Origin of the sequence: Sphingomonas daechungensis, from assembly GCF_014489495.1 — a bacterium.
Classification (GTDB): domain Bacteria; phylum Pseudomonadota; class Alphaproteobacteria; order Sphingomonadales; family Sphingomonadaceae; genus Sphingomicrobium; species Sphingomicrobium daechungense.
On the sequence record NZ_CP060780.1, the window covers coordinates 2,656,963 to 2,681,160 of the forward strand.

General features: G+C 62.2%; 25 protein-coding genes, 1 tRNA gene and 4 pseudogenes. 15 read left to right on the plus strand and 15 right to left on the minus strand.

Annotated elements, in window-relative coordinates:
* Positions 1–44: 44 nt before the first annotated feature.
* Entirely contained in the window at positions 45–1,526 is a 1,482-nt protein-coding gene (locus H9L15_RS14510) for a flavin-containing monooxygenase (protein WP_187714567.1), read from the plus strand.
* A gap of 6 nt (positions 1,527–1,532) precedes the next feature.
* On the opposite strand, the gene H9L15_RS14515 is transcribed toward H9L15_RS14510, so the two are convergent.
* The gene (locus H9L15_RS14515) at positions 1,533–3,044 is read right to left on the minus strand and encodes a TonB-dependent receptor domain-containing protein (protein ID WP_187714568.1); all 1,512 of its coding nucleotides are present in this window, start codon (positions 3,042–3,044) and stop codon (positions 1,533–1,535) included.
* On the minus strand, positions 2,939–4,243 hold the full coding sequence (locus H9L15_RS19165; RefSeq protein WP_187714569.1) for an outer membrane beta-barrel protein: 1,305 nt from the start codon (positions 4,241–4,243) through the stop codon (positions 2,939–2,941). Before H9L15_RS19165 ends, H9L15_RS14515 begins: the two co-directional genes overlap by 106 nt.
* A gap of 149 nt (positions 4,244–4,392) precedes the next feature.
* Here H9L15_RS19165 and H9L15_RS14525 point away from each other — a divergent pair, with 149 nt between their 5' ends.
* The 3 genes from H9L15_RS14525 (at position 4,393) to H9L15_RS14530 (ending at position 5,405) form a co-directional block, all read left to right on the plus strand.
* Positions 4,393–4,707: an MliC family protein gene (locus H9L15_RS14525; protein ID WP_187714570.1), complete on the plus strand. Its 315-nt coding sequence runs from the start codon at positions 4,393–4,395 to the stop codon at positions 4,705–4,707.
* A 72-nt stretch (positions 4,708–4,779) separates the two neighbouring features.
* Positions 4,780–5,046 (plus strand): PAS domain-containing protein, encoded by a 267-nt coding sequence (locus tag H9L15_RS19895; protein WP_317617539.1) that lies wholly within the window; start codon positions 4,780–4,782, stop codon positions 5,044–5,046.
* Entirely contained in the window at positions 4,998–5,405 is a 408-nt protein-coding gene (locus tag H9L15_RS14530; RefSeq protein WP_317617540.1) for a LuxR C-terminal-related transcriptional regulator, read from the plus strand. Before H9L15_RS19895 ends, H9L15_RS14530 begins: the two co-directional genes overlap by 49 nt.
* Here H9L15_RS14530 and H9L15_RS14535 read toward each other — a convergent pair.
* The 4 genes and pseudogenes from H9L15_RS14535 to H9L15_RS14550 form a co-directional block, all read right to left on the minus strand.
* Positions 5,389–6,301: pseudogene (locus H9L15_RS14535) on the minus strand (polyprenyl synthetase family protein). The gene H9L15_RS14530 and the pseudogene H9L15_RS14535 sit on opposite strands and share 17 nt — an antisense overlap.
* Positions 6,298–7,281, minus strand: coding sequence for a 4-hydroxy-3-methylbut-2-enyl diphosphate reductase (ispH, locus tag H9L15_RS14540; RefSeq protein WP_223276306.1), 984 nt, complete (start codon positions 7,279–7,281; stop codon positions 6,298–6,300). Before ispH ends, H9L15_RS14535 begins: the two are co-directional and overlap by 4 nt.
* 75 nt (positions 7,282–7,356) lie before the next feature.
* On the minus strand, positions 7,357–7,665 hold the full coding sequence (locus tag H9L15_RS14545) for a DUF2141 domain-containing protein (protein WP_223276307.1): 309 nt from the start codon (positions 7,663–7,665) through the stop codon (positions 7,357–7,359).
* Complete coding sequence (locus H9L15_RS14550; RefSeq protein ID WP_187715961.1) at positions 7,608–7,781, minus strand: hypothetical protein; 174 nt, start codon at positions 7,779–7,781, stop codon at positions 7,608–7,610. The genes H9L15_RS14545 and H9L15_RS14550 overlap by 58 nt, the downstream gene beginning before the upstream one ends.
* A gap of 17 nt (positions 7,782–7,798) precedes the next feature.
* Here H9L15_RS14550 and crtY point away from each other — a divergent pair.
* The 3 genes and pseudogenes from crtY to H9L15_RS14565 all read left to right on the plus strand — a co-directional run bounded on the left by crtY (position 7,799) and on the right by H9L15_RS14565 (position 11,317).
* Positions 7,799–8,970 (plus strand): annotated as a pseudogene (gene crtY, locus H9L15_RS14555) (lycopene beta-cyclase CrtY).
* Positions 8,967–10,445 carry a phytoene desaturase gene (locus H9L15_RS14560; protein WP_187714571.1) on the plus strand — a complete coding sequence of 493 codons (1,479 nt, stop codon included), beginning with the start codon at positions 8,967–8,969 and terminating at the stop codon, positions 10,443–10,445. Before crtY ends, H9L15_RS14560 begins: the two are co-directional and overlap by 4 nt.
* Positions 10,442–11,317 (plus strand): phytoene/squalene synthase family protein, encoded by an 876-nt coding sequence (locus tag H9L15_RS14565; protein WP_187714572.1) that lies wholly within the window; start codon positions 10,442–10,444, stop codon positions 11,315–11,317. The genes H9L15_RS14560 and H9L15_RS14565 overlap by 4 nt, the downstream gene beginning before the upstream one ends.
* On the opposite strand, the gene H9L15_RS14570 is transcribed toward H9L15_RS14565, so the two are convergent.
* From H9L15_RS14570 to H9L15_RS14600, 7 genes and pseudogenes are all read right to left on the minus strand, one after another.
* Complete coding sequence (locus H9L15_RS14570; RefSeq protein WP_187714573.1) at positions 11,280–12,023, minus strand: sterol desaturase family protein; 744 nt, start codon at positions 12,021–12,023, stop codon at positions 11,280–11,282. The genes H9L15_RS14565 and H9L15_RS14570 overlap by 38 nt on opposite strands.
* A 6-nt stretch (positions 12,024–12,029) precedes the next feature.
* Positions 12,030–12,527 carry a sterol desaturase family protein gene (locus H9L15_RS14575; RefSeq protein WP_187714574.1) on the minus strand — a complete coding sequence of 166 codons (498 nt, stop codon included), beginning with the start codon at positions 12,525–12,527 and terminating at the stop codon, positions 12,030–12,032.
* An 87-nt stretch (positions 12,528–12,614) separates the two neighbouring features.
* The gene (locus H9L15_RS14580; protein WP_187714575.1) at positions 12,615–12,842 is read right to left on the minus strand and encodes a hypothetical protein; all 228 of its coding nucleotides are present in this window, start codon (positions 12,840–12,842) and stop codon (positions 12,615–12,617) included.
* Positions 12,839–13,138: a PilZ domain-containing protein gene (locus H9L15_RS14585; protein WP_187714576.1), complete on the minus strand. Its 300-nt coding sequence runs from the start codon at positions 13,136–13,138 to the stop codon at positions 12,839–12,841. Before H9L15_RS14585 ends, H9L15_RS14580 begins: the two co-directional genes overlap by 4 nt.
* Positions 13,139–13,155: 17 nt before the next feature.
* A pseudogene (locus tag H9L15_RS14590) lies at positions 13,156–14,426 on the minus strand (SulP family inorganic anion transporter).
* Positions 14,427–14,560: 134 nt separating this feature from the next.
* Entirely contained in the window at positions 14,561–14,734 is a 174-nt protein-coding gene (locus H9L15_RS14595; RefSeq protein WP_187714577.1) for a hypothetical protein, read from the minus strand.
* 603 nt (positions 14,735–15,337) lie between these two features.
* The gene (locus H9L15_RS14600) at positions 15,338–15,820 is read right to left on the minus strand and encodes a hypothetical protein (protein WP_187714578.1); all 483 of its coding nucleotides are present in this window, start codon (positions 15,818–15,820) and stop codon (positions 15,338–15,340) included.
* 627 nt (positions 15,821–16,447) lie between these two features.
* Here H9L15_RS14600 and H9L15_RS14605 point away from each other — a divergent pair.
* From H9L15_RS14605 to H9L15_RS14615, 3 genes and pseudogenes are all read left to right on the plus strand, one after another.
* On the plus strand, positions 16,448–16,972 hold the full coding sequence (locus H9L15_RS14605; RefSeq protein ID WP_187714579.1) for a DUF4402 domain-containing protein: 525 nt from the start codon (positions 16,448–16,450) through the stop codon (positions 16,970–16,972).
* Positions 16,973–17,182: 210 nt separating this feature from the next.
* Positions 17,183–18,336 (plus strand): annotated as a pseudogene (locus H9L15_RS14610) (acyl-CoA dehydrogenase family protein).
* 3 nt (positions 18,337–18,339) lie between these two features.
* Positions 18,340–19,464 (plus strand): acyl-CoA dehydrogenase family protein, encoded by a 1,125-nt coding sequence (locus H9L15_RS14615; protein ID WP_187714580.1) that lies wholly within the window; start codon positions 18,340–18,342, stop codon positions 19,462–19,464.
* Here H9L15_RS14615 and H9L15_RS14620 read toward each other — a convergent pair.
* Both H9L15_RS14620 and H9L15_RS14625 read right to left on the minus strand, forming a co-directional pair.
* Positions 19,458–19,841 carry a PaaI family thioesterase gene (locus H9L15_RS14620; RefSeq protein ID WP_187715962.1) on the minus strand — a complete coding sequence of 128 codons (384 nt, stop codon included), beginning with the start codon at positions 19,839–19,841 and terminating at the stop codon, positions 19,458–19,460. The two genes, H9L15_RS14615 and H9L15_RS14620, sit on opposite strands and share 7 nt — an antisense overlap.
* Before the next feature lie 46 nt (positions 19,842–19,887).
* Positions 19,888–20,037, minus strand: coding sequence for a hypothetical protein (locus H9L15_RS14625; protein ID WP_187714581.1), 150 nt, complete (start codon positions 20,035–20,037; stop codon positions 19,888–19,890).
* Positions 20,038–20,155: 118 nt separating this feature from the next.
* On the opposite strand from H9L15_RS14625, the gene H9L15_RS14630 reads away from it, so the two are divergent.
* The 5 genes from H9L15_RS14630 to H9L15_RS14650 all read left to right on the plus strand — a co-directional run bounded on the left by H9L15_RS14630 (position 20,156) and on the right by H9L15_RS14650 (position 23,786).
* A tRNA-Thr gene (locus tag H9L15_RS14630) sits at positions 20,156–20,231 on the plus strand.
* Positions 20,232–20,392: 161 nt separating this feature from the next.
* Complete coding sequence (locus tag H9L15_RS14635) at positions 20,393–21,652, plus strand: tyrosine-type recombinase/integrase (RefSeq protein WP_187714582.1); 1,260 nt, start codon at positions 20,393–20,395, stop codon at positions 21,650–21,652.
* 25 nt (positions 21,653–21,677) lie between these two features.
* Complete coding sequence (locus H9L15_RS14640; RefSeq protein ID WP_187714583.1) at positions 21,678–22,367, plus strand: MarR family transcriptional regulator; 690 nt, start codon at positions 21,678–21,680, stop codon at positions 22,365–22,367.
* 629 nt (positions 22,368–22,996) lie between these two features.
* On the plus strand, positions 22,997–23,359 hold the full coding sequence (locus tag H9L15_RS14645) for a hypothetical protein (RefSeq protein WP_187714584.1): 363 nt from the start codon (positions 22,997–22,999) through the stop codon (positions 23,357–23,359).
* Positions 23,360–23,456: 97 nt separating this feature from the next.
* A complete protein-coding gene (locus tag H9L15_RS14650) occupies positions 23,457–23,786 on the plus strand; it encodes an antibiotic biosynthesis monooxygenase family protein (RefSeq protein ID WP_187714585.1) in 330 nt (109 codons plus the stop codon).
* Positions 23,787–24,198 lie beyond the last annotated feature (412 nt).

A 24,198-nucleotide genomic window follows, 5' to 3' on the forward strand; every position in this document is an offset into this window, starting at 1 on the left:
GATTTCCGCTAAGCTTGAGGCGCAATTGCTGCAAGGGATAGGCGATGGCGCGGGATGATCCGCAGACCGATCACATCGACGTCCTGATCGTCGGCGCCGGCATGTCCGGCATCGACGCGGCCTATCGCATCCAGACCCTATGCAAGGATAAGACCTACGTCATCCTGGAGGCGCGGGACCGCATTGGCGGCACCTGGGACCTGTTCCGCTACCCGGGCGTGCGGTCGGATTCCGACATGTACACGTTGGGCTTCCCGTTCCGGCCTTGGGCCAGCGAAGTGTCGATCGCGAGAGGCGAAGCAATTCGCGACTATGTCGAGGATACCGCGCGGGAGTTCGGAATCGATCGGCGGATCCGCTTCGGCCATCGCGTCATTGGCGCAAACTGGTCGTCCAAAGACGGGCACTGGACTGTCGAAGTGGAACATGACGGCGCCACGCGGCGCATCACCTGCTTGTTCCTTTTCGCCTGCTCCGGCTACTACGATTACTCCGAAGGCTATCGCCCCGTCTGGGAGGGCGAAGCGGAGTTCAAGGGTCAAATCGTCCATCCGCAATTCTGGCCGGAAGACCTCGACGTAAGTCGCAAGACGGTCGCGGTGATCGGCAGCGGCGCGACCGCCGTAACTCTCGTGCCTTCGCTCGCGGATCAGGCAGCGCACGTGACGATGGTCCAGCGTTCACCGACCTACATCGTGGCGCGCCCCGCCCGCGACCGCATCGCCGGCACTCTCCAGCGCATCCTGCCGAGAGGGGCCGCAGGCTCAGCAATCCGCTGGAAGAACGTCCTGCTGACGATCTTCATGTACAACCGGACGCGCAGGAAGCCGGAAAAGGCGGCCGAGTGGATCAGGGGCATGATCCAGAGGCAGCTTCCCGCGGACTATCCGATCGAGCAGCACTTCTCGCCGCCCTACAAGGTCTGGGACCAACGACTCTGCCTCGTGCCTGACGGCGACCTGTTTACCTCGATCCGCTCGGGCAAGACTTCCGTCGCGACTGGTGCGATCGAGCGGTTCACGCCGACCGGCCTTCGCCTCGTCACCGGCGAAGAGGTCAGGGCCGATATCGTCGTCACCGCGACCGGCCTCATCTTAAAGCTGTTCGGCGGCGTCCAGCTCAGCATCGACGGCAAGCCGGTGGACCCTTCGGAACGCGTGATCTGGAAGGGCATGATGCTGAGCGGCGTGCCGAACTATTTTCTCTCGTTCGGCTACACCAACGCGTCGTGGACGCTGCGCAGCGACGTGACCGCCAAGGCGGTTTGCCGCCTGCTCAACCGGATGGACGACGGCGGCTTCACCGTCTGCACTCCGCAGGTACCCGACGGCGGCATGGAGCGCCTGCCGGTCATCAGCTTCTCCTCCGGCTACGTTCAGCGCGCCCTGCCCTTCCTTCCGAAGCAAGGTTCGCGGCAGCCGTGGATCGTCCCGCAGAATTACGTGAAGGATCGCTTCGCCATGCGCTTCGGCCCGATCGATGAAGACTTGGAGATGACTCGCAACGCCACGGCTGTTCGAACGTAGTGCGCGTTAGAAGAGCGCCTTGAGAACGCCCGTCACAACCAGCAGGCCGATGAAAAAGATGATGATGACAATCCAAATGAGCGCCTTGACCATGGCTAATCTCCTCAGGGTCCGAACGAGCAGGACCTCTCGAAGTTCAGCCGCCTTGCTCGCCATCCTGATGCTTGGTGCGTGTTCGCAGCAGGCTGCCCAGAACGGTTCGGTTGCGGTGGAGCCCGAGACGAACGTCGTCGTAGCCAATGCCCCCGCCACCGAAGCGCCGCTCAATCCCCCGCCCCGGGCGAGCCGGGCGGCCTGCCCGACGATCGCACGCCTGTTTCGGAAGGACCGATCGATCCCAAGAGCGCTCAGGGTGCCGGTCAGGTGCTGCAGACCTATTTCGCACTCGCGGAGCAGGGCGAGTTCACGGAGGCGAACAAGCTCTGGTCGGACGGTGCGACCAAGCTCGATCTTGCCCAATATAGAGAAGTCCATGCCAACATCGGCGGACCGGGCGACATGGAAGGCGCGGCGGGTTCGAGCTTTGTCGATTATCCCGTCCAGCTCTACGGGCGCACCAAGGACGGCAAGGAATTCAACCTGCGCGGAACGATGACCCTGCGCCGCGTGATCGATGTGCCCGGCTCGACCGAAGAGCAGCGCAAGTGGCACATCTTCAAGGCTGCATTGCCGGCCCAGTAGAGGGCGGCGGGGACCGGAGCCGATCGTCTTGGTCAGCTTCAGCTTGAACACAGGGCTCGTCACGCGCCGCTCGTAGATCTCCTGGATCGTCGGTGCGATCAGCCGGTGGCGGTAGTGCTTCGTACCGAGCCCATCGAGATTGGCCGTCATCGAGAAAGTCCGGCTAAAGCTGTGCGTCCATGACAAGTCTACCGAAACGTAGCTTTCCCTGCGGATCTGGAAATCGCGCGACCGGCTTTCGTAATTGAACTGGATTTGCGCGACGTCGCCCGGCCGCTGGCCCTTGTCCTTGCCGCGCCATTCCAGCGTCCCGTTGGCAGTGTAGCGGAACAGCCGTTCGCTGTCGGAACTGAAAACCGGGTCGATCGGGACGCGGCTGTCGAACAGATTGACGCTGGCCATTCCCTTGACCCGTTTGAATAAAGGCGAACTGACGTCGAATTGCGCGCCGCGATCGGACCTTTCACCTGCGTTGACGATCGTCGCGACAGTCCTGCCATTCGCGTCTACGAAGTAGCTCGAACTCCACAGCCGGTCGGTCTCCCGATCGTAGAGGATCAAGCCGACCTCCAGCTTCTTGCGGCTGTAGTGAAGATTGACCTCGAACGAATCAGTCGTCTGGTCCTGCAAATCGGGATTCCCGAGATCGATCGTTCGTGATCCGGTCTGGATCGGAAAGGGCCGAAGCTGATCGACCCACGGACGATCGATCCGCTTGCTGTAGCTCAGCGTCAGATTGAGCGATTTGCCCAGCGGGTGCTCAAGGTGAAACGTGGGGAACAGGTTCGTCCGGGATACGTCGGCCGTCGGAAAGCCGGGCTTTTCACGGTTCGCCACAGGCTCTCCACACGCGCGCCCGGCATGAGCGTCCACGTCCCGAAGGTCTTCTGGAAGGTGACAAAACCCGAGAGCTTGTTCTGATGGACAGAAAAGCTCTCGCTCTGGTTGGGTGGCTGCGAAGGGCCGGTGAACTCGAAGCGATAATCGTTGTCGTGTGATTCGTGCGCCCATTCCGCGCCGGTGGACAAGATCTTGTCCTTCCCCATCGGGTGGACCCAGTCCACTTTGGAAGTTGTATATAAGCGAGAGCTCTCCCGCTCGCTGCGAAAGGTGCTGTTCGCATATTCGGTGAAAAGATGCTGCCGGTGGTTCGGGTTGCCGAAAAGGACCGCGCTCGCTTTCAGGGTTTCGCCGTCGACCTTTCCCTTGTGGTCGTACGTGAATTCCATTCCGCCGAACGACCCGCCTTCGCCTCCTCGATACCGTTCGGAATAGGATATGAAGTCCGGCGTCAGTCCGACGAATTCGACGTCGTTCCGATTGTCGTTGACCCATCCGCCGCCGAACATGCTTCCCGAAATATTCGTCCTCGCGCTTAACTCGTAAGTGAGCTTCCCGCTTCCCCATGCGGCGGCCGAGTGATTGTCCCCGCCGCCGTCCTCGGTGTTGATGGTCGGAACTCCCGGGACCAGCTCGACCGTCCGGAGCTTGCGGTAGGTCGACTTGTTGTACCGCCCCGCTCGTCCCTGCAGCTGGATCTCGTAGGTGAGCTTCCCTTTCTTGTTTCGGATCGACCCAGTGCCGTTGAAATATCCGAGTGACGACGCCTGGATGCTGCCCGATCCCGTCATTCCCTCCTTCTTCTTCTGGCGGAGGACGAAGTTGATGATGCCCCCGGTCCCTTGCGCGGAATATTGAGCGGAGGGGTTGGTGATGACCTCGATCCGCTCGATGTCACTGCCGTGAAGCGTCCGCAGATAGGCAATCGGGTCGCCCTGGACCGGGCGCTCGTCGACCACGATGGTGACGCCCGATGCGCCGAGCAGCATGATTTGGTCGTCAGGCGTGATCGTAACCGCCGGAAGGCCGCGCAAAAGCTGCAGGCTATCCGCCTGTGCCGAATGCGGAGTCTCGTTCACTCGGTATGTCCGGCGATCGATCCGCTGCGCTTGGTCGGAGCGCGTCGCCACGACTTCGATGACGTCTTCTTCTTGCTCGGCGGGAGCAACGATGGCTGGGGGATCGGCGGCGAACATGAATCCTCGGTACTCAGGACTGTCGAAGCTTAAGGGTTGCCATTTTAATAAACAGCGAAAATCCCTGGGTGGTTCGCGCCGCTCACTTGCGATGGCCGCGACTGCCGTTTCCCGCTATGAGTTGCGCCTCACAATCGGGGGTGCAATCGATGAAGTCGACTGGCTGTATCCTGCTTTCCGTGGTCTGCATCGCGTCCGTCGGGTGCGAGACCGCGCCGCCACCGCCGCCGGCCGCTCGCACCGTTCACTTCACCTGCGAAAATGGTCCGCCCCTCACCGTCGTGTTCGAGGGCGATACGGCGACCGTCACTCCGGACGGCGGGCAAGCGATCGTCCTGCCCCAGGCGCCTTCAGGCTCGGGATTCAGTTACATGACTCCGCAAAACAGCCTGCGCGGAAAGGGCAATGACGTCACCTGGACGGTCGGCCGAATGGTCCCGATTCAGTGCACGGTCGCGGGGTAACCCGCGAAAGTCCCAAACTCTGCGAATCCCGCATCGCTTGATTAGCGCTTGGACCGCACTTACGCCTTAGTCATGCAGGGGGCGGACGGTCACTGGGAACTCAGCGAGCTGCGCGAGTCTATCCACCATTCGCCCATTCCCACGATCGTCACCGATTGCCGGCTTGCCGACAATCCGATTGTCGAGGCGAACGATGCCTTCCTCCACCTCACCGGGTATCGCCGCAACGACGTGATGGGAAAGAACTGCCGATTTCTCGCCGGGAGGGCACGGAGCCCGAAGCGCAGGACGTGTTGCGGACTGCGGTCGCCTCAGGAGAGCCGGCGATTGTCGAGTTGACCAACTATCGCAAGGACGGCTCGCCCTTCCGCAATGCAGTCATGCTTGCCCCTGTCCGTGCCGAGGACGGCTCCGTCGCCATGTTCATCGGCTCGCAGATGGAAGTTGCCGCGGTTTCCAGGCCTCGTCAGGCGAAGGCGCTGGAACGGATACGCACGCTCACCCCGCGACTGCGTCAGACGCTGGAACTGGTTGCCATGGGCTATCGCAACAAGCAGATCGGCGGCTTCCTGGGCATCGAGGAAAAAACGGTGAAGATGCACCGTTCGCGCCTGATTGAAGCGCTTGGCGTCAAGACCACCGCGGATGCCATTCGCATCGCGGTCGAAGCGGAGATCGTCCCTACCGGTCGCGACTGATCGAGAAGCGGGCGATCGCGATCAACAGCTCCGCCGAGGCTGCAAACGGGTGCAAATGCTCGATCGCCTGATCGACCAGCATCTCGGCCTGCCGGCGCGCGCGATCCGCCCCGAGCAGCGTCACGAACGTCTCCTTGCCCTGGTCGCCGTCCTTGCGAAGGCGCTTACCGACGGCCGACGGATCGCCCGTCACGTCGAGGAGATCGTCGGCGATCTGAAATGCGAGTCCAAGGTTTTGCGCATAGCCCGAAGGCTCAGCCTCTCCTCGGCCCCAGCCCGGCCAAGCACCGCGCCACATTCGACCGACCAGCCGATCAGCGCTCCCGTCTTCAATCGCTGCAGCCGCGCAACCGCTTCCATGTCCGCGGGTTGGTATGCCGGCAGCAGATCGAGCATTTGCCCGCCCGCCATGCCGAACGCGCCCGCTGCATGAGCGAGGTCCCGAACGAGCTCGACGCGGACTTCGGCAAGGGGTGCGTCGCGGGGTCGGACAGGATCTCGAACGCCAGCGCCAGCAGGGAGTCGCCGGCAAGAACCGCGGTGGCCTCATCGAACGCGACGTGCACGGTCGGCTTGCCCCGGCGAAGGTCGTCATCGTCCATGCACGGCAGATCGTCGTGGATCAGCGAATGGACATGGATGCACTCGACAGCGAGCCCCGCTCGAAGCGACAAGGATCGGGGAACGTCGAACAGGTCGGCGGAGGCGCACGCCAGCAGGGGCCGAAGGCGCTTACCTCCGCCTATTGCGGCGTGACGCATGGCGTTCAGAAGGCGGGCGCTGGGATCGGAGGGTTGTACCAGCACCTCTTCGAACATGGCGTCGATATCCGCCGCAATCCGCGCAAGCGGTTGATCAATGTGCGTGAAGTCCCGGGCGACTTCAGCCGTACTCATGCGAGGGCCATTCGCTTGAAGACGGTGGTTTCTTTCTCGGATCCCGTTTGCTCGACACTGATCCGGTACCGGCCGGCGAGTGCGGACAGGATCGCCTGGACGCTGCTTTCGGGAGTCGAGGCAGCCGCGGTGATCCCGATGACTCCGGAGGCGGGCAGGCACTCCCAGTCGATATCGTCGGGACCGGCGACCAGCTGGACCTCGCCGCAATGCGCTCCCGCGACCTCGGCGAGCCGGCAGGCATTCGACGAGAAATGCTCGCCAACGACGATAATCGCGTCACTGCGGATCGCGACTTCGCGAACGGCCGCCTGGCGATTGGTCGTGGCGTAACAGATGTCGCTGGACGCCGGCCCCTCGAGGTCGGCGAAACGCTCGCGCAGCGCCTCGACGATCGCATGGGCGTCATCCACCGAATAGGTCGTCTGGACCGCATAAGCGGCAGGCTCATCTCGTCCTACCGGCAGGGCCGCGACTTCCTGGAGGCTGTTCACGACATGGGCGCCGACGGACGAAACGTGGCCGAGGGTCCCTTCGATTTCCGGATGTCCCTTGTGGCCGATCAGGATGATTTGCCGACCGTGCCGCTGATGCCGCTCCACCTCGCGATGAACCTTGGCGACCAGCGGGCAAACGGCGTCATAGGCCGTCAGATCTCTACGGCGAGCGTCGGCAGCGATGGCCGGGGCGACACCGTGCGCCGAAAAGACGACGACCGCGCCGGGCGGAATCTCGTCCAGCTCTTCGACGAAGATCGCGCCTTCCGCCTCGAGACTGCGCACGACTTCGAGATTGTGTACGATTGCGCGGCGGACGAAGACCGGCGCACCGTGCTTGGCAAGAGCGTCGCGGACGGCATCGATCGCGCGGCGAACGCCGGCGCAAAACCCGCGAGGAGCCGCTAGAATCACTCGAATTTCGGGCTTATCCGCCAGGAGCAGCGGGGCGTCGGAGGCCGGGGTGATTTCGTCCGCGCGCAAATCGAGTATCGCCTTCCGACTGCAAACACCCCCATCCTGCAGCGTAAGTGACTGAAAATTGCGAATCTATATGGGCTAAAGCAGGTATTGCATGCGCACGCTCGTGCGAGTGAAGCCGGAGGGAAGTTCGATGCTTACCTTGTCAAAACGCGGCGGCCCGAAGCGGATCACGGGATTTCGTGAGAAGCCGAAACCCTCCTTCGGGATTCCGACCAAAGTATCGAGCTTCTGGTTGGCATTTTCGTCATGAAAGACCGACAGAGCATATCGGCCGACCGGAACCCCGGTGAACTCAAGGCGGCGGACGTCCGCAGGGACCGATTGCTTCAGGGCCTCGGGTCCTTCTTGCAGTTCGGGAAGAAGGCCGGATTGCGCGTCATGCAAGCGTGGATGGTGCCGTGACTGTTTCGAAGCGCCGTAAGGTCGACTTCGACCGTAGCCGTCGGCGTGGCAGCGGACAGCAGCGGAACGGCAACGGCGACAAGGGCGGATCTGCGCATCCGTCAGGTGCTTATCAGTGCTCGGAAGCATTCGCCAACCGGGTGCTGACTTGAGCCGCATCGTCATCGCCGGCGGCGGCCTGTCCGGTTGCCTGGCCGCCCTCGCGATCGCGAGGCGCTTGCCGAATGTGGACCTGCTCCTGATTGAGCAGGGCGACACGCTGGGCGGCAATCACACCTGGTCGTTCTTCGATTCCGACGTTCCACCGGAAATCCGCTGGGTGATCGAGGGCGTCGTCGCCTCCCACTGGCCCGCGCACGAAGTTCATTTCCCGCGTCGCAGCCGGACGATCGATATCGGCTACAGCAGCATCCGGTCGACCGAGCTCGACCAAGCGGTCCGCGCCGCCCTCCGGCCCGACCAGATCCGTCTGAATGCCCGAATCCACGCGGTTGACGCCAACTCCGTCAGCCTCGACGGCGAAACGATCGCTGCGGATGCTGTCATCGACGCTCGCGGTCCCGCCGCCATGCCCGGCCTCGACCTCGGCTGGCAGAAGTTCGTCGGCCAGTACCTCCGCTTCGATCGGCCGCACGGCCTCACGCTTCCGGTCATCATGGACGCCACCGTCGAGCAGATCGACGGCTACCGCTTCGTCTATCATCTTCCGATCAGCCCGACCGAATTGCTGATCGAAGACACGTATTATTCGCCGACGCCAGTGCTCGACCAGGTGGCGCTGCGCGCACGCATCGAGCGGCTGGCGCTGGCGACCGGCGGAGGTTCGCCGGAGGTCGTAAGCGAGGAAAGCGGCGTCCTGCCGATCGTCCTTGGCGGGGATGTCGATGCCTTCTGGCAGGACGCCACTGTCCCGCGCCTTGGCCTTCGGGCGGCTTCTTCCACCCGACGACCAGCTATTCGTTTCCCGATGCCGTGGCGAATGCCGCGCTTCTCTCGGAACAAGGCGAGTTGACCAGCGAGGCTCTCTACAGGCTGTATCGAAATCGGTCGGAGAAACTGTGGCAGGAGCGGTCGTTCTTCCGCATCCTCAATCGCATGCTTTTCGAAGCTGCCGAGCCCGGGCAGGCCTACCGCGTCCTGGAACACTTCTATCGCCTCCCGCCAGCCATCATCGCCCGCTTCTACGCCGCGCATTTGTCCGGCGTGGACAAGATGCGCATACTCACCGGCAAGCCGCCCGTCCCGATCGGCCGCGCTATTACCGCCTTGCGGCGGAGCGCAGCATGAAGCGGAAGGCAGCAGTTATCGGGTCAGGCTTCGGCGGCCTCGCATTGGCCATCCGCCTGCAATCGGCGGGGATCGACACCACGGTAATCGAGGCTCGCGACAAGCCTGGCGGCCGCGCCTACCATTGGGAAAAGGACGGGCACGTCTTCGATGCCGGCCCGACCGTCATTACGGACCCGGCCTGCCTGCGGGAGCTGTGGGAACTGACCGGCGCCGACATGGCCAGGGACGTCAGCCTCGTGCCCGTGTCGCCGTTCTACCGGCTGTCGTGGCCGGACGGCACGATCTTCGACTACGTCAACGACGACGAACGATTGTTCCGCCAGATCGAGGCGCTCGAACCCGCGGATGTCGAGGGCTACAAGCGCTTCCTGCGTTATTCCGAAGGCGTCTATGTCGAAGGTTACGAGAAGCTCGGCGCGGTCCCGTTTCTCGATTTCAAGTCGATGTTGCAGGCAGCGCCGCAGCTCGCTCGGTATCAGGCCTGGCGGTCGGTCTACTCCGTCGTCTCCCGCTTCGTCCGGAATGAGAAATTGCGGCAAGCCTTGTCCTTCCACAGCCTGCTTGTCGGCGGGAACCCAATGACGACCAGCGCCATCTATGCGCTGATCCACAAGCTTGAGCGGGACGGCGGTGTCTGGTTCGCTGAAGGCGGCACCAACCGCCTTGTCGCGGGGATGGTCACGCACCTGGAGCGCATCGGCGGCACTGTCCGCCTCGGCGATCCGGTCTCGGGCATCTGGACCGAGGGCGATCGGGCGACCGCAGTCCGGACCCGGAGCGGCTGGACGGGCACGTTCGATGCAGTCGCCTCCAACGCCGACATCGTCCGGACCTACGAAATGCTCGCCCATCCGTCCGCGCGGCGGCGGTCCACCAGCCTCAAGCGCAAGCGCTTCTCACCCTCTCTGTTCGTCGTCCATTTCTCCACGACCGGTTCGTGGGAGGACGTGCCGCACCACAGCATCCTGTTCGGCCCACGCTACGCGGCCTTGCTCAAGGAGATCTACCGCGGCTCTGCACTGCCGAACGATCCATCAATTTACCTCCACCATCCGACAGCGACCGACGCGTCGATGGCGCCCGAAGGACGGTCCACCTTCTACGCTCTCGCTCCCGTGCCGCACCTTGGACGGACCAACTTCGACTGGGAGAAGGAAGGCCCGGCGTACGCCGAGCGCCTGCTTGAGATCCTGGAAGACCGGATGCTGCCCGGCCTCCGCTCACGTCTTGGTGAGGTCTTCCATTTCGGTCCCGCCGATTTCGAGCAGGAGCTGAATTCGCACCTCGGGTCGGCCTTCAGCCTGGAGCCCGTTCTGACCCAAAGCGCCTATTTCCGCGTCCACAACCGCGACGATGTCGTCCGCAACCTCTATTTCGTCGGCGCGGGCACACACCCGGGAGCGGGCATTCCGGGCGTCGTTGGAAGCGCCAAGGCAACCGCGGGCCTGATGATCGAGGACCTCGCGGCATGACCCGCGAAGAAATCGTCGCCGGCGCCTACGAAGCGATCCAGAACGGCTCAAAGTCGTTTCGCGCCGCAAGCCGCCTGTTCGATCGTACGACGCGCGAACGGGCGTGGCTGCTTTACAGCTGGTGCCGACATTGCGACGATGTTTGCGACGGCCAGACTTATGGTTTCGGCAATGGCGTTCGCGGTAATGTGTCCGTCCTGCGCGGGAAAACACATCGCGCCGTCGCCGGCGAGGCGATGACGGAATTGCCGTTCCGGGCTTTGTCGCTGCTGTTGTCCGAATGCCCGATCCCCGAGCGCTTCCTAGATGATCACTTGCGCGGCTTCGCACTCGACGAGTCGGGGTGGCAGCCGGGGACGGAAGAGGACCTCGCGCTCTACTGCTACTATGTCGCGGGCGCGGTCGGCTGCATGATGGCCATCCTGATGGGCGTACCCGCCGACGACGAGGACACGCTCGAGCGCGCTGCGGACCTCGGCATCGCCTTCCAGCTTTCAAACATTGCACGGGATGTCCGCGAGGATCTGGCCGCCGGCCGCTGCTACCTACCGCTCGACTGGATGAACGAGTTCGGCGTCACTCGCGAGACCCTGTTCGACGACCGGAACGAGGACGCCCTGGTCGCCATCGTCAAACGCCTCGTCGACAGCGTGTCCGTCTATGAAGAAAGCGCGCGCCTGGGCGTCGAAAAGCTGCCGTTCCGGTCCCGTCTTGCCGTCCTCTCGGCACTTCGCATTTACGGGGCAATCGGGCGTCGCGTTGGACGGCTGGGCCGCGCCGCCTGGGACCAACGCGTCACCGTCGGAAAAATTCAGAAGCTGGCCTACGTGGTCCCTAGCTTTGCCGAGGCCGTAGTCGCGGGCCGCTCCTGAATTCGCCAAGGCCGCGATCGGTCCCGCACAGCCTGTCCCAGAAACGAAAGTACAGGCCGAAATTGCAAAGGTGCTTTTCGTGGTGCCGCTGGTGATGGCTCGCAGTGATCAGCCATTGCCCGGCAGGCCCGCGGACCAGCCAGTTCGGAAACAGCTCCCAGCCCATGTGATTGGTCACGCCCATCACCGTCATGATCAGCAGAACGGTGAGCAGCGCGGCATAGTGGATCGGGATCAGCAAGACGAGCGCCGGGACGAGCACTGCACCGGTAATCGACTCCCAGGGATGGAAGCTCATCGCCGCCCAGGCGGTCGGATCGCGGCTGGCGTGGTGGACGGCGTGCATTCTCTTATAGACGCTTGGCCGATGCATCAGCCGATGGGTCCAGTAGAACCAGCTGTCATGAAGCAGCAGGTAGATCACGACCGACGCCGGTAGCCACCACAACGGATAGTCCGCCACATTGGAGTAGATACGTGTCCACCCGTGCGCCTGCCACCCCCAGGCCAGGATTCCGGCTGGAGCGGCATAAATGAACGCGCTCGCCAGCGACCAGCCGATCTCCTTGCGGATCTGTTCGCGGCGGTCACCGTAGAAGCCCGGCAATTTTCGATCGGTCAGCCACGCGAATGCGCCGCTGACGGCGAGATATCGAACTCCGACGATGACCGTCATCGCAATTACGGACAAGATCAGCGCGGTCATCTCGGCCTAGCGCCGCGGCTCGCGAAGTGTCGCGTGCTCGCTCATGCCGAGCTGGCGCTTCAAGGCATCGGCGGGCGGTGCCCACAGGAATCCGAAGCTGACCGACCCATATTTGCCGCTGGTCGCGTGATGGAGCTTATGCGCCTGGATGATTCGCTTCATGTACGTCGAGCGTGCGACGTAACGATGGCCGATGCGCTGGTGCACGATAACGTCGTGGAAGCCGAAGTAGATGGCGCCGTATGCGGCGATCCCCGCCCCGACCCAGGCAGCCCATTCACCCCATCCCAGCTGCACGCCACCCAGCAGCAGCACGATCGACGGGATCGCGAAAATCAACGCGTAAAGATCGTTAAGCTCGAACATCCCCTCGCGCTGGCGATGATGGCTTTCGTGCAGGAACCAGCCGGGCCCATGCATCACCCAGCGGTGCGCTACATAGGCCACCCCCTCCATCGCGAGAATGGTCCCTGAAAACAGCAATATACCGACGAGAAGGTTCACGCGTCGCCCTATAGACCTGCACGCACGGGGTTCGAAACAGTCTTTAGCCTATACCCGAAAGACGCGACGCATTCAGGCGGGCACCATTCACGGTCCCTTGTCTGGATCATCCGGCGGAGGGCGGGTCAGCTCATCGAAGAATTCCTGTTCCTCGTCGGTCATCTGATTCCCGCGAAACCCCGGCCGCCTGAAGTCGACGTTGCGCGTGTCCTTGGTGATCGCGATGCGTGGCTGCGGCGCTCGCTGGCCGAGCGCTTCGGGCGGGACAGGCGTCGCGAATTCGAGCCCCGCAAGGCGGTCTCGCGACCAGATCACGAAGCTTTCAATGGCAAAGCCGTTGCAATGGAGGTGACATTGGTGTCGGCAACAGGCAGCCGGTCGCCGATCACCAGGGCGCCGTTGGCGGACAGGTTGCTGACCCGCACCGGCATCCGTGCGCCATTCTGTTCGATCGTCGCGCCCAGAAGGACGTTCGATCGTCCAGCCCTTCGCTCGTCTGCCTCCCGCTTCGCCGCAGAGGCCGGATCGTCCTCATGCTCTTCAGCCATGCTCGCACCATCCTGCGAGTTGTCCCGTACGGCAATTTGCGCCCGGTAGCGTGGACTTGCCATCCGTATTGGACCCGATGCTACAGCTTGGAGCGGTCGGACGGCGCCCAGTCCTCGGGCTCTGCGTCCTTGCGGCTGAGGCGCAGTGCCAGCCCCGCCGCTGTCCCGACCGCAATGGCAATGGTTAGGTCGGTCACCACGGTCAGCGCCATGGTCAGAAACAGCAGCGCCCGGTCGCCCGGCTTCAGCCGCAGCCGCTCGCCCCATCGGTGCGGCTCGCTCATGATCCATGCGGTGACGATCAGGAGCGCCGCGAGCGCCGGCATCGCTAGATAACCGGTCAGCGCTCCAGCCCCCAGCGTGATCAGCAGGATCGTCACGGCATGGACGATCCCCGCAACCGGCGTTCGGCCCCCGGCGCGGACGTTGGTCGCCGTGCGAGCGATCGCCCCCGTCGCCGGCAATCCGCCGAAGAGCGGCGACGCGATGTTGGCTACACCCTGCGCCAGCAGCTCCGCGTTGGACCGGTGGCGTCCCCCAATCATGCGGTCCGCTACGATCGCCGACAGCAAGGATTCCACCGCCGCCAGGAAGGCGATGACAAGCGCCGACGGCAGCAACGCACTGACGCGTGCGATGCTGACATGGGGCAGCGACGGCCAAGGCATGCCGGAGGGAATGACCCCAAATCGGGAATGAATGCTGTCCACCGGCAAAGCGAGCAGCGCCACCGCGGCGGAGGCGATGACGATCACCACCAGCGACCCCGGAAACCAGGGCGCAATACGCCGGAAAAGCGCGATCCCGCCGATCGAGAACAGGCCGATTGCGACCGCCATCGGATTGATTCCGTCGCGAGCCGCCCATAGCGCCGGTAGCGCCTGCACCAGGTCGGCGGAAACCTTTGCCGACGACAGCCCGAGCAGGTCCTTCAACTGGCTGACAGCGATGATCACGGCGATGCCGACGGTGAACCCTTCGATCACCGGCTCCGGCACCAATGCGATGAAGCGGCCGGCCCGCAGCAATCCTCCGATGACGAGGATAACGCCTGCCATCAGCGTCGCCAGCAAGAGCCCGTCGAGCCCGTGCGCTTCGATGATCCCATAGACGACGACGATGAACGCACCCGTCGGCCCGCCGATCTGGACCCGGCTGCCCCCAGCAGCGAGATCAGGAACCCGGCAACAATCGCGGTCACCAACCCGGCCTTGGGATCGGCACCCGAAGCGATCGCGATCGCAATGCTCAGCGGCAAAGCGACCAGCGCGACCGTCACGCCGGCGATCAGATCCCACGTGAAAATGCGCCAGGAATAGTCGCGGATGGTGGTGAGAAGCTTCGGTTTCACGAAGCCGAGTTATCGGTGTTGTTACGGCTGTTCAACGATGCCGAACGGAATGTTTGCTTTGGATGGGTCGAGGCCATTTCCGCAGGCTCGTCAGCGCGCGGAGTCGAGCGCCACTACCCGTGCAATAAGCTCATTCAGCCGGTCTGAAGTGTAGGGTTCAACTCGGGGCCATGCAGTTCCTCTATCTCCCTTCTAACCTCTTCAAGGCGCGGGTCGGCAATCTGGCGTCCGGTGCAGAAGTAGTCCCATTCAGAATGGCTGGCGGTGTTATCGCGGAACTTGCGGAGCAACTGGGCAACCTCTTCCACCGACATATCGCGCTGTCGCCTCCCGCAACGGGCGAAAGCAGAGACGACGTCGTCTAGCGTTCGGCGCAGCCTGCTGTGAACTGATCGATATCTCGGCGATAAACGGTTCACAGCGCCAGCAGGACCACTTCCACTTCCTTGTGATTCGCTGAATGGGCCTCTATTCGAAATCTTCTCGACAGACGCTCTTCCCAGAACGTCCATTCCTCAACAATCTGGTGAGCATTTCGCCCATCGGCTAGTGTCTTTTTGGCAGGTCGCGTCGAAATGACAGCGAACAGGCATCTGCCCGTCACCCGCTTAAGGTCGTCAAGAACCGCGTCGAGGTGCGCGGGTTCGACGTGCTCGAGAACGTCAGTGCAGACGACTAGATCGGCCTTTTCGGGGGCTGATCTTTACCCGCAATGGCGGGATCATACTCTCTGATGGGGATACCCAGCGCTCTGCCGAGAGCGCCCTGCCCGCATCCATAATCAAGGATGGTAGTAGGCTGATATTCTCCTATCAGTTCTCGAACTCGGGCAGCCCACTTGTCGCCTTTACGGCCGTACGAGCCGAGTTCGTGTAAGTGCTTGTTTAATTGCCGGTACTGCTCGCTGATCGTCATTCAGCATGCTCTATCAGCGTGCGCAGAACCACGACAGCCTCGTCCAACACGGCGTTCCAGGGTCGCTGGTTTCGGCGCACCAGCCTCAATGTCGGGTAAAACGGTGTGCGATCGCCGGATACCGGCCATGAAAGATGGTCCAAGTCGTCCAAAATGACGACGCAAGATTTCCCAAGCGCGCCAGCCATGTGAGCCGTTGTGTTGCTGATCGTGAGCACGCCTTTTACTGCGGCGACCATGCTTGCGAAGCCGTCCACGTCCAGCTTTTGATCTAGAGGAGATCGAGCGATGCGCTTACCGGATAGGGTTTCCAGACGGTCAATCTCAGCTTCTGCCTCATCATATTGAAGGGACTGAAGGGCATCGGTCATGCCGGCCAGGCGGGCAGCCCAATCATCCAGTTCAGGAAGGTGCTTACGTTGGTTGATGGAATGCCAAGCGATGCCGACGCCCGATGGTTCGCCCGACGTCTCGGCCACTAGGGCTGAAAAGAGGCAGCGATGGCTTCTTCAGTCGATCCAAAGTGCCTGCTTAGTCCCTCATAGGAGGATTCGCAGTCCGCCTGCACCGACTGTGTCGCTTCAACATAGGTAACCTGGGGAAAGCTTCGAGCCAGCAAGGATTTCAGGCGCGGCTCCGTGACAGCTATGACGCGCTCAACGTGCGGCACAGCCATGTTCGCGAAGCGAGCATTCCGAAGCTCGGCTCCCAAGTGCCGGATGCGTCGTCGAACCAAAAGCGTTGAGCAGGATGAGCCCGGCCCCTCCCACTTTGGCCAATCGGGAGGGCGCTTTAGCTCGCCACCCTCGTCGAGATTTTTCCAAGCGGCGGCGTACTGACCGCTTCGCTCCAGCGCTCCGCCAAGTTCGATCAGTTCGGCTGCCCTGCTCATTACGCGAGCATTGCAGCTAGGGTGGACGTCTACAACGGGTTGGACCGCTTATGGCAGGAATGGGTCGAAAGCGGACATCAAGCGGTCACCCTCCGCAAGCTCAAATGGAAATAAGTCTTTACTTAACTAACTTAGGTTAACGCGGCGGTGACGATACGCGGAACGGCGCTCGGCCGCCCGCAACTTGTCAGCTCGGAACAAGTAGGGACAACAAATGAATCATCTTCTTCGTAAGGCCTGCCTTGCGGCGTCTGTTGCGTCCGCGTCGCTGATCGCCGTGCCTGCCGTCGCTGCGCCGGTCGGTGCCGCGACGCCGGCAACGGGCCGCGCCAAGATCGTCAAGCCGCTGGTGCTGACGTCTACGCGCAATCTCGACTTCGGGACCATCACCCTGGGCACCATCGCGGCCGCCGGCGAGACGGTCGCGATGACTCAGGCGGGCGTCGTGACCTGCGGCTCGGGCGGGCTCACCTGCTCCGGCACGCCGGCGTCGGCCGCGTACAACGTGAAGGGCACCAACAACCAGGTCGTGCAGGTCTTTGCCGTCGCAAGCGCGCTGACGAATGCAAACGACGGTTCGACCCTGTCGTTCACGCCCAGCGCTCCCGCCACCGTGACGATGCCAAATTCGGGCACGGCCGGCGTGAACTTCAACGTCGGTGGCTCGATCAAGGTCATGCCCGCGACCACCGATGGTGTCTACAGCGGCAACATCAACGTCACCGTCGACTACCAATAGCCCGACGGCTGCTCGAAAGAGCGTGTGAAGCGAAAGGGTCGCGGGTTACCGCGGCCCTTTTTGCTGCTCCCCTTTCCTGATTGCATCTGCCGTGCCTGGCTCGCGGCACGGCGAGGATAGCGGCCTTTCAAATCGCTTGCCTTCGCGGCAGCGATAAGGTCACTGGAAATGCGCTGTTCTCCGTGACGTTTGTGACCTTAAGGCGATCGCATGACCGACATCGATACCTTCCGTTCTGAAACCCGCGATTGGCTGGAGGCGAATTGCCCGCCGGAAATGCGCGAGCCGATGCGGTCCGAAAAGGACGCCTGCTGGGGCGGCCGCAACTGGACGTTCCAGAGCGATGCTCAACGCCAGTGGCTCGAACGCATGGTCGAGCGTGGATGGACCGTCCCGCATTGGCCAAAGGATTATGGCGGCGCCGGCCTGTCCCCGGCCGAAGCCAAAGTCCTTAAGGAGGAAATGGCGCGGATCAGCGCGCGGCAGCCGCTGACCAGCTTCGGCATCTCGATGCTCGGCCCGGCGCTTCTGAAGTTCGGCAACGAGGAGCAGAAGAGGCGCTTCCTTCCCGAGATCGCGCGCGGCGAAATCCGCTGGTGCCAGGGCTATTCGGAGCCCGGCGCCGGGTCTGACCTCGCCGGCCTGCAGACCAAGGCCGAGGACAAGGGCGACCACTGGCTGGTCAACGGCCAGAAAGTGTGGACCAGCTACGCCGACCAGGCCGACTGGATCTTCTGCCTGGTCCGCACGTCGAGCGAGTCCAAGCATTCCGGGATCAGCTTCCTCTTGTTCGACATGGCCAGCCCGGGCGTCTCGACCAAGCCGATCCTTCTGATCAGCGGCAACTCGCCGTTCTGCGAGACCTTCTTCGACGACGTCGAAGTGCCCAAGGACCAGGTCGTCGGTGAAGTGAACCGCGGCTGGGACGTTGCCAAATATCTGCTCGGCCACGAACGCGAGATGATCGCGGGATGGGCCTTGGCGGCGGATCCGGCGGAACGCTGGGCGCAGCGCTCAAGCCGGACAATGCACTGCTTCGAGCCGAGCTTGCCGCCTTCGACGTGGACGCCCTCGCCTTCGCGGCGATGAGCGAGCGTTTCTTTGAAATGTTCAAGGCCGGCGAAGCGCATCCGGCCAGCCCGTCCATGATGAAATATGCAGGCACCGAGCTCAACAAGCGCCGCCACGAACTGGTCATGGCCGCGGGTGGCTCCGACGCGCTCGAATGGGACAGCGAACGGTCCCACGAAGGCAAGGCCGCGCGCGACTGGCTGCGCACCAAGGCCAATTCGATCGAAGGCGGCACGAGCGAGATCCAGCTCAACATCGTCGCCAAGCACATTCTCGGCCTCCCGGGAGCCTGACGCATGCCACTTCTGAACGACGACCAGAAAATGCTTCAGGAAACCGCCGCGACCTTTCTTCGCGACGAGGGCGGACCGGCGAAGCAGCTTCGCCACTGGCGGGATACCGGCTGCACCGATGGTTACGGCAGCGAGCTGTGGAAGCAATTCGGTGAGCTGGGCCTGACCGGGATCTGCATTCCGGAAAGCGAAGGCGGCCTTGGCCTCGGCTCGGTCGAAGCCGCGCTGGTGCTGGAGGAAATCGGCCGCAATCTGACACCCTCACCTTTCCTGACTACGGCCGTCGTCGGCGCTCGCGCCATCGAAGGCACCGACCATGCCGAGCGCTGGTATCCTGCCATTCTCGCGGGAGAGGCCGTGCTTGCACTCGCGGTCGATGAAGGCCGCAGGCATTCGCCTGAACAGACCAAGCTCGCCGCCCAGCGGCGCGGCAACGGCTTCGTTCTCAACGGGGCCAAGCAATTCGTGGTCCAGGGAAATTCCGCCGACGCGATCCTCACCGTCGCGCGCACGGCCGGGGCACCCGGCGATCGCGACGGACTAACGCTGTTCGCGGTTCCCAAGGGCGCCGCGGAAGTCGAGAGCGTCACGCTCACCGACAGCTCGAAGGCCGCGCGGCTGCGCTTCGACAATGTCGAACTGGATGCGGATGCCGTGGTCGGCGACGTCGATAATGGCTGGGCACCTCTATCCCGTGCTTTGGCCGCGGGCCGCGCCGGAGTCTCGGCGGAGCTGGTCGGCGTCGCCGCCGGAGCCTCGGCGATGACCGTCGACTATCTCCGCCAGCGGAAGCAGTTCGGGAAGCTGATCGGCGAGTTCCAGGCGCTGCAGCATCGAGCGGCGCACCTCTACGGCGAGATCGAGATCGCGCGCGCCGCGGTCCTGAAGGCCGCCGAGCTCATCGATTCCGGCGACGAGAAAGCCGAGCTGATGACGGCGGTCGCCAAGGCAAAGGCCGCGGCGGTGTCCAAGCTTGCCGTCCAGGAGGGCGTCCAGATGCACGGTGGTATCGGCATGACCGACGAGCACGACATCGGCCTGTTCATGAAACGAGAAGCGGTGCTCGGCGAGCTGTTCGGCGATGTCTACTACCACCGGGACCAGGTCGCGGCGCTCAGCGGCTACTGACCCCGGTCGAGCAGGAAATTGAGCCGCGCGCTGGCGATCGGCGTCGACCGGTCGGTCTGCCACGCGAACGCCTCGACATTGGCGATGCGGGCGCCGAGCCGCTCGATAGTCGCGCTGGCGAACGTCTCCCGCGCCGTCCCGCCGCGCATGTAGTCGACTGTGACGGTGATCGGCTTCATCGCGACGCTTTCGTCGTCGACTTGTCGGCGAAGCGTCGTGAATGCCGCAAATTCGAGGAGGCCCGCAATCGCTCCGCCGTGCAGATAGCCCGGCCGCCCGATGACGTCATTGTGGAAGGGCATCACCATCACCGGCCCGTGATCGCTCTCCTCGACACGGAGCTGGAGCAATCGGGCATATGGAGGGAGCGGTTTCACGCCGCGGATGTAGCGGCTGGCGGCGGCGCGCCAAGTCTTTTCGGGTTCAGCCCTTCGACTTGAACCCGCAGACAGCGCCGAGCACGAAGCTGGTGAACAAGGCGAGCTGAACCTTTCCGGTCGGATCATGCCAGCCGAAATAGGTGGACCCCCAGCCGAACAACGCGATGAACATGGCCATTGCAAGATAAACCATGTACGCTTTCCTTTACACCGCCGGACAAGCTTCCGGACGTCCCAGAATGCGCCCAACAAGGTAAACAGACCGTAAAACCTTGCCGTCTACGACTGCGGTGGCCATAGGCGCTTGCCACGCCGGATTAGCTCAGTTGGTAGAGCAGCGGTTTTGTAAACCGAAGGTCGCGGGTTCGAATCCTGCATCCGGCACCATCATTTTTTCCCATGAAATCTCATTAAGGCTCAAGACGAGCAATTTTACGAGAGAGAATCCCTCTGGCGTAGTCCCAACTTGTCCCATATGTTCCAATCAGAGCTCACGATATTTGGGGTAAGATGGAGGGTATGGAATTCCGCGCTGGGGGTATGGTTCGATGCTAACCAACCGACAGTGCCAAACTGCGGTGCCACGCGAGAAGGACTACAAACTTGCGGATTCGGGCGGCTTGTATCTCCATGTGCTGCGTACTGGCTCCAAGATCTGGCGGTGGAAGTATCGAATCCACGGCAAAGAGAAGAATCTCACGTTCGGGCCATATCCGGACGTGTCGCTAGCAGCTGCACGAGACCAGCGAGACGAAGCCCGAAAGCTCAAGCGCGGCGGATCAGACCCTTCCGTAGCGAGGAAACAGCAGCGGGCGGCGTCGGCCAGTTCAGCAAAGCAGACGTTCGAGGTTGTCGCGCTGGAATGGCATGCTCGACAGCAAGCAAGATGGACCGAGCGCCACAGCAATATCGTGCTTGGTCGGCTCAAAGCAGAAGTCTTTCCCCACATCGGGGCTGTACCTGTTCGGCAGGTGACGCCGCCAATGGTGTTGGACGTTCTCAGGAGAATGGAGAAGCGCCGCGCAGTCGATCTTGCCCGTCGGGTGCAGCAGTACATCTCGGCAACCTACATCTATGCGCTTGGATCAGGCTCGGCAGAAACCAATCCAGCGGCGGATATGCAGAAGGCGCTGCCGCCGGTGCCCAAGCGCAAATACCCGGCTCTGCGTACAGTCGAGGAAGCGCGGGCGCTGCTGCGAGCAGCCGAGGCTGCTCCAGGCCACCCGCTTACAAAGCTGGCCTCCAGGCTCATTGCTTTGACGGCTGTGCGCTCGGGTCCATTGCGCCACGCGGAATGGTCGGAGTTCGAGGGGCTCGAAACGAGTACGCCAATCTGGCGAATTCCAGCGGCAAAAATGAAGCTGTCGCTCGAGCAGAAAGAGCAAGAGGCATTCGAGTTCATTGTGCCCTTGGCACCAGCGGCAGTGGAGATCGTGAAGCTCGTCAAACAATTCTCCGGTCGGGCGCCCTATCTCTTTCCGAACGGTCGCAATTCTCGGGCGCCAATGAGCGAGAACACCTTATCGATTGCATATCGACGGCTCCCTGCATTCAACAGCCGGCACGTACCACACGGGTGGCGATCAACCTTCAGCACGATAATGAACGAACGTGCCGAGCGCGCTGGCCGAACTGGCGATCGCAACATCATAGATCTCATGCTGGCGCATCAGCCGAAGGGGGTCGAAGCAATCTACAATCGTGCGTCCTTTATGGAGCGCCGGCGCGAGATTGCTCAGGAGTGGGCCGATCTGTTGTTCGAAGGTTTGCCGCCGAGCTCGTCGCTTATCGAGGGCCAGCGCAACTAGCCTCCTTCGACGGGCGGGCAGGCTGATGGCCCGCTCGTTCGGCGAAATCGCTTTCAACATCGCGGCAGAGAAGGCGACGCGGTCCTTCCAGCCGGTCCGGCGAAACAGCTACTACGCCAATGATCCTAGAGCGACCGCTGTGTGGCAGCCGATTGGCCGGAGCAATCAGGAGGCTCGGGTGATCATCGGGATACGCATGCATGCTGCGCAGTCCTATGACCGTAAGCACAAGCAGAAAGGGCAGAGGAACGGTCCTCTTGGCAGCATTGGTATTGATGTGCTGCGGGAGCTTTATCGCATGGTCGACTATCGTACCGGCCGCCTCGATCCTTCGATCGCCACCATATGCGACAGAACGCGGCGATCGAAGCAGGCCGTCGTGGATGCGATGCACAGGCTACAAGAGCACGGCTTTTTAGTGCGGGTTCGGAGAGCCGAGGCGATCGAGGGCGTCCACCGAGGACCGCAAGTCAGGCAGATCACTAACGCTTACGGCTTTAGCCTGCCCGGATGCGTAGCCGAAGAGGTCGACCGCAAATTGAGCGGCGCCTCGATCCCAGACTGTGAGCTCAGCCGACGTGAAGCTCAGGAGGAAGCAATTGAAGGGATGCTCAGCGAGGCCGACCCGGAGCAGTATCTCGAGTACCTCTTCGCCAACGACAACGACGAGCTGGTCAATGGCTTGCTCAGATTAGAGGCCAGTCTACCAAAGTAGCGCAAGTCTACCGAGCAGTCAGAATCCATTCCTAAGTTATATAATATATAGACCTTATCAGTTCAGCCGCGCAGCGATCGTTAGGGTCATCGTTTCCGGGTGACCAATCCCGGTCGTTGTGCGGCGCCTAAGTTGCTGCCGGCGCTGCACGCCGGCCGGGCTTACCAGGGGGTGCGCTCCAAGCAGGGCTGCATGAGAGGTCCCTCGCCGCAGCGTCGGTCAGCTCCAGGTGAATCAAAATGAGTCAGAGCCGCTCTCCTGTGAATGCTCTCTTTAAGTCGTGAGTCAAAACCTACACAGAAAGCACGCGGGCGAGGCGCGGGACAAGCGCCGCCCGCGGCTTCAGGGCGCTGTTCGAACGAGCACCCCGGATGACCCTCCAGGCGAATGAAATCGAATGATTGGCCCTCCTCTCGTAACGCAGAGGGGAAATGGGTGAAGCGCACCAAAAGCACGCGGGCGAGGCGCGGGACCAGCGCGGCGAGCCTCCGCTTTCGGCCAATCAGAGCCGCCCAATGGTTCTCGGATGCTAATGGCCGGAAGGGAAAGCCGATATTGCCCTGCGAGCGGTGAGAGCGAGTAGGAAACCGCCGTTTAGGGTGGTCGTTCAGCGATTCCAACGATGGAGAATGGCGCTTCAAGAGCACTTATTTGATCTAAAAGAGGGCTTCTGGCTCTCCGGCGAGGAGCATTTTCTCGAGCATGTCGACAAGGAGTGTTTGCTTGCATTTCCGCAGATGGGGGAGATGCACGGCGTATTTGCCCGCGAACACGTCGCGGCGACTGCAATGAACGCAAATAGGTGGCGTGACCTGCGACTAAGCGGCCGTCATCTTCTGCGCGTCGATGATGACGTGGCGATCATAAGCTACCGGGCAGATGTAACGCGAGCCGACGACCAACCATATTTAGCCTTAGTCAGCTCGGCCTACGTGCAGACGAGCGATGGATGGAATTTGGCGTTTCACCAGCATTCCCCCGTCGAGGAATGACCAGCGTCTGAAACGGGTGAAAAGCGGCAGTTGCCTCCGCGTCCATCAACCCTACTTCTCGTATGATCAATTCGCTTTTCGCCTAGGTTGGAACGCCGTGATTGTCTTCATCAATGTCTTCCAAGTCGATCCGTCCAATCAACAGCGATTGGTCGATATATTGACCAAGGTCACCGGCGAGATCGTCAGCAAAGCGCCTGGGTTCATTTCGTCGACCCTTCATCGCAGCACAGACGGCAGCAAGGTCACCATGTACGCTAAATGGGTCAGCCTTGCTGACTATGAGGCCATGCGCCAAGACCCAGCGCCACGCCCATATCTCGAAGAAGCCCTGTCATTCGCTACATTTGATCCCGGGATGTATGAGGTGGTTGGCGAGTTCCATTCGAAAACGACGGATGGAAAATCCAAGTCCCCTCCGCTTTGAAGGTCCTCCAAGGGTCGTTATCTGCCGAAAGCAGACCGGCCGCTTTCGGCCAACATTGGTCGTCAACTAAAGGAAGTTGGTAGCCCTAAATGATGGCGCGCTTTCTCGCCTGACACTTTGGTGCAATTGAGCTGCGGGGTTGAAACGGCGAATATTGCATGAGCGCTCCAAAAAAGGCGCCGAGGACGCGGACGGGCCCTCCCCGACTCCCCTCCCGACCGTCCGCGTCCTCAACTGTCACTAAGAAAGCCTGAGCGGGGACGGGTGATTTGCCAGAGACCGGAACTTGTGAATTCGCCCTTCCAAGCGGAGCAGTAGGTGTGATGGCGCGCCATCGTCTCCATCCTTCCTGTGTTACCGACAACGGTGCAGCCCGATCAGGCGCTGGCCATCGTGCAGTAACGCTCTCGCG

What these genes read in the sequence shown, in the direction of transcription:
- H9L15_RS19895 (WP_317617539.1), top strand. Translation starts at nt 4,780, where the DNA reads ATGCAGGGGGCGGACGGTCACTGGGAACTCAGCGAGCTGCGCGAGTCT.
- H9L15_RS14605 (WP_187714579.1), top strand. Translation starts at nt 16,448, where the DNA reads ATGAATCATCTTCTTCGTAAGGCCTGCCTTGCGGCGTCTGTTGCGTCC.
- H9L15_RS14560 (WP_187714571.1), top strand. Translation starts at nt 8,967, where the DNA reads ATGAAGCGGAAGGCAGCAGTTATCGGGTCAGGCTTCGGCGGCCTCGCA.
- H9L15_RS14615 (WP_187714580.1), top strand. Translation starts at nt 18,340, where the DNA reads ATGCCACTTCTGAACGACGACCAGAAAATGCTTCAGGAAACCGCCGCG.
- H9L15_RS14625 (WP_187714581.1), bottom strand. Translation starts at nt 20,037, where the DNA reads ATGGTTTATCTTGCAATGGCCATGTTCATCGCGTTGTTCGGCTGGGGG.
- H9L15_RS14550 (WP_187715961.1), bottom strand. Translation starts at nt 7,781, where the DNA reads ATGCGCAGATCCGCCCTTGTCGCCGTTGCCGTTCCGCTGCTGTCCGCT.
- H9L15_RS14585 (WP_187714576.1), bottom strand. Translation starts at nt 13,138, where the DNA reads ATGGCAAGTCCACGCTACCGGGCGCAAATTGCCGTACGGGACAACTCG.
- H9L15_RS14510 (WP_187714567.1), top strand. Translation starts at nt 45, where the DNA reads ATGGCGCGGGATGATCCGCAGACCGATCACATCGACGTCCTGATCGTC.
- H9L15_RS14645 (WP_187714584.1), top strand. Translation starts at nt 22,997, where the DNA reads ATGGCGCTTCAAGAGCACTTATTTGATCTAAAAGAGGGCTTCTGGCTC.
- H9L15_RS14565 (WP_187714572.1), top strand. Translation starts at nt 10,442, where the DNA reads ATGACCCGCGAAGAAATCGTCGCCGGCGCCTACGAAGCGATCCAGAAC.
- H9L15_RS19165 (WP_187714569.1), bottom strand. Translation starts at nt 4,243, where the DNA reads ATGTTCGCCGCCGATCCCCCAGCCATCGTTGCTCCCGCCGAGCAAGAA.
- H9L15_RS14525 (WP_187714570.1), top strand. Translation starts at nt 4,393, where the DNA reads ATGAAGTCGACTGGCTGTATCCTGCTTTCCGTGGTCTGCATCGCGTCC.
- H9L15_RS14635 (WP_187714582.1), top strand. Translation starts at nt 20,393, where the DNA reads ATGCTAACCAACCGACAGTGCCAAACTGCGGTGCCACGCGAGAAGGAC.
- H9L15_RS14570 (WP_187714573.1), bottom strand. Translation starts at nt 12,023, where the DNA reads ATGACCGCGCTGATCTTGTCCGTAATTGCGATGACGGTCATCGTCGGA.
- H9L15_RS14640 (WP_187714583.1), top strand. Translation starts at nt 21,678, where the DNA reads ATGGCCCGCTCGTTCGGCGAAATCGCTTTCAACATCGCGGCAGAGAAG.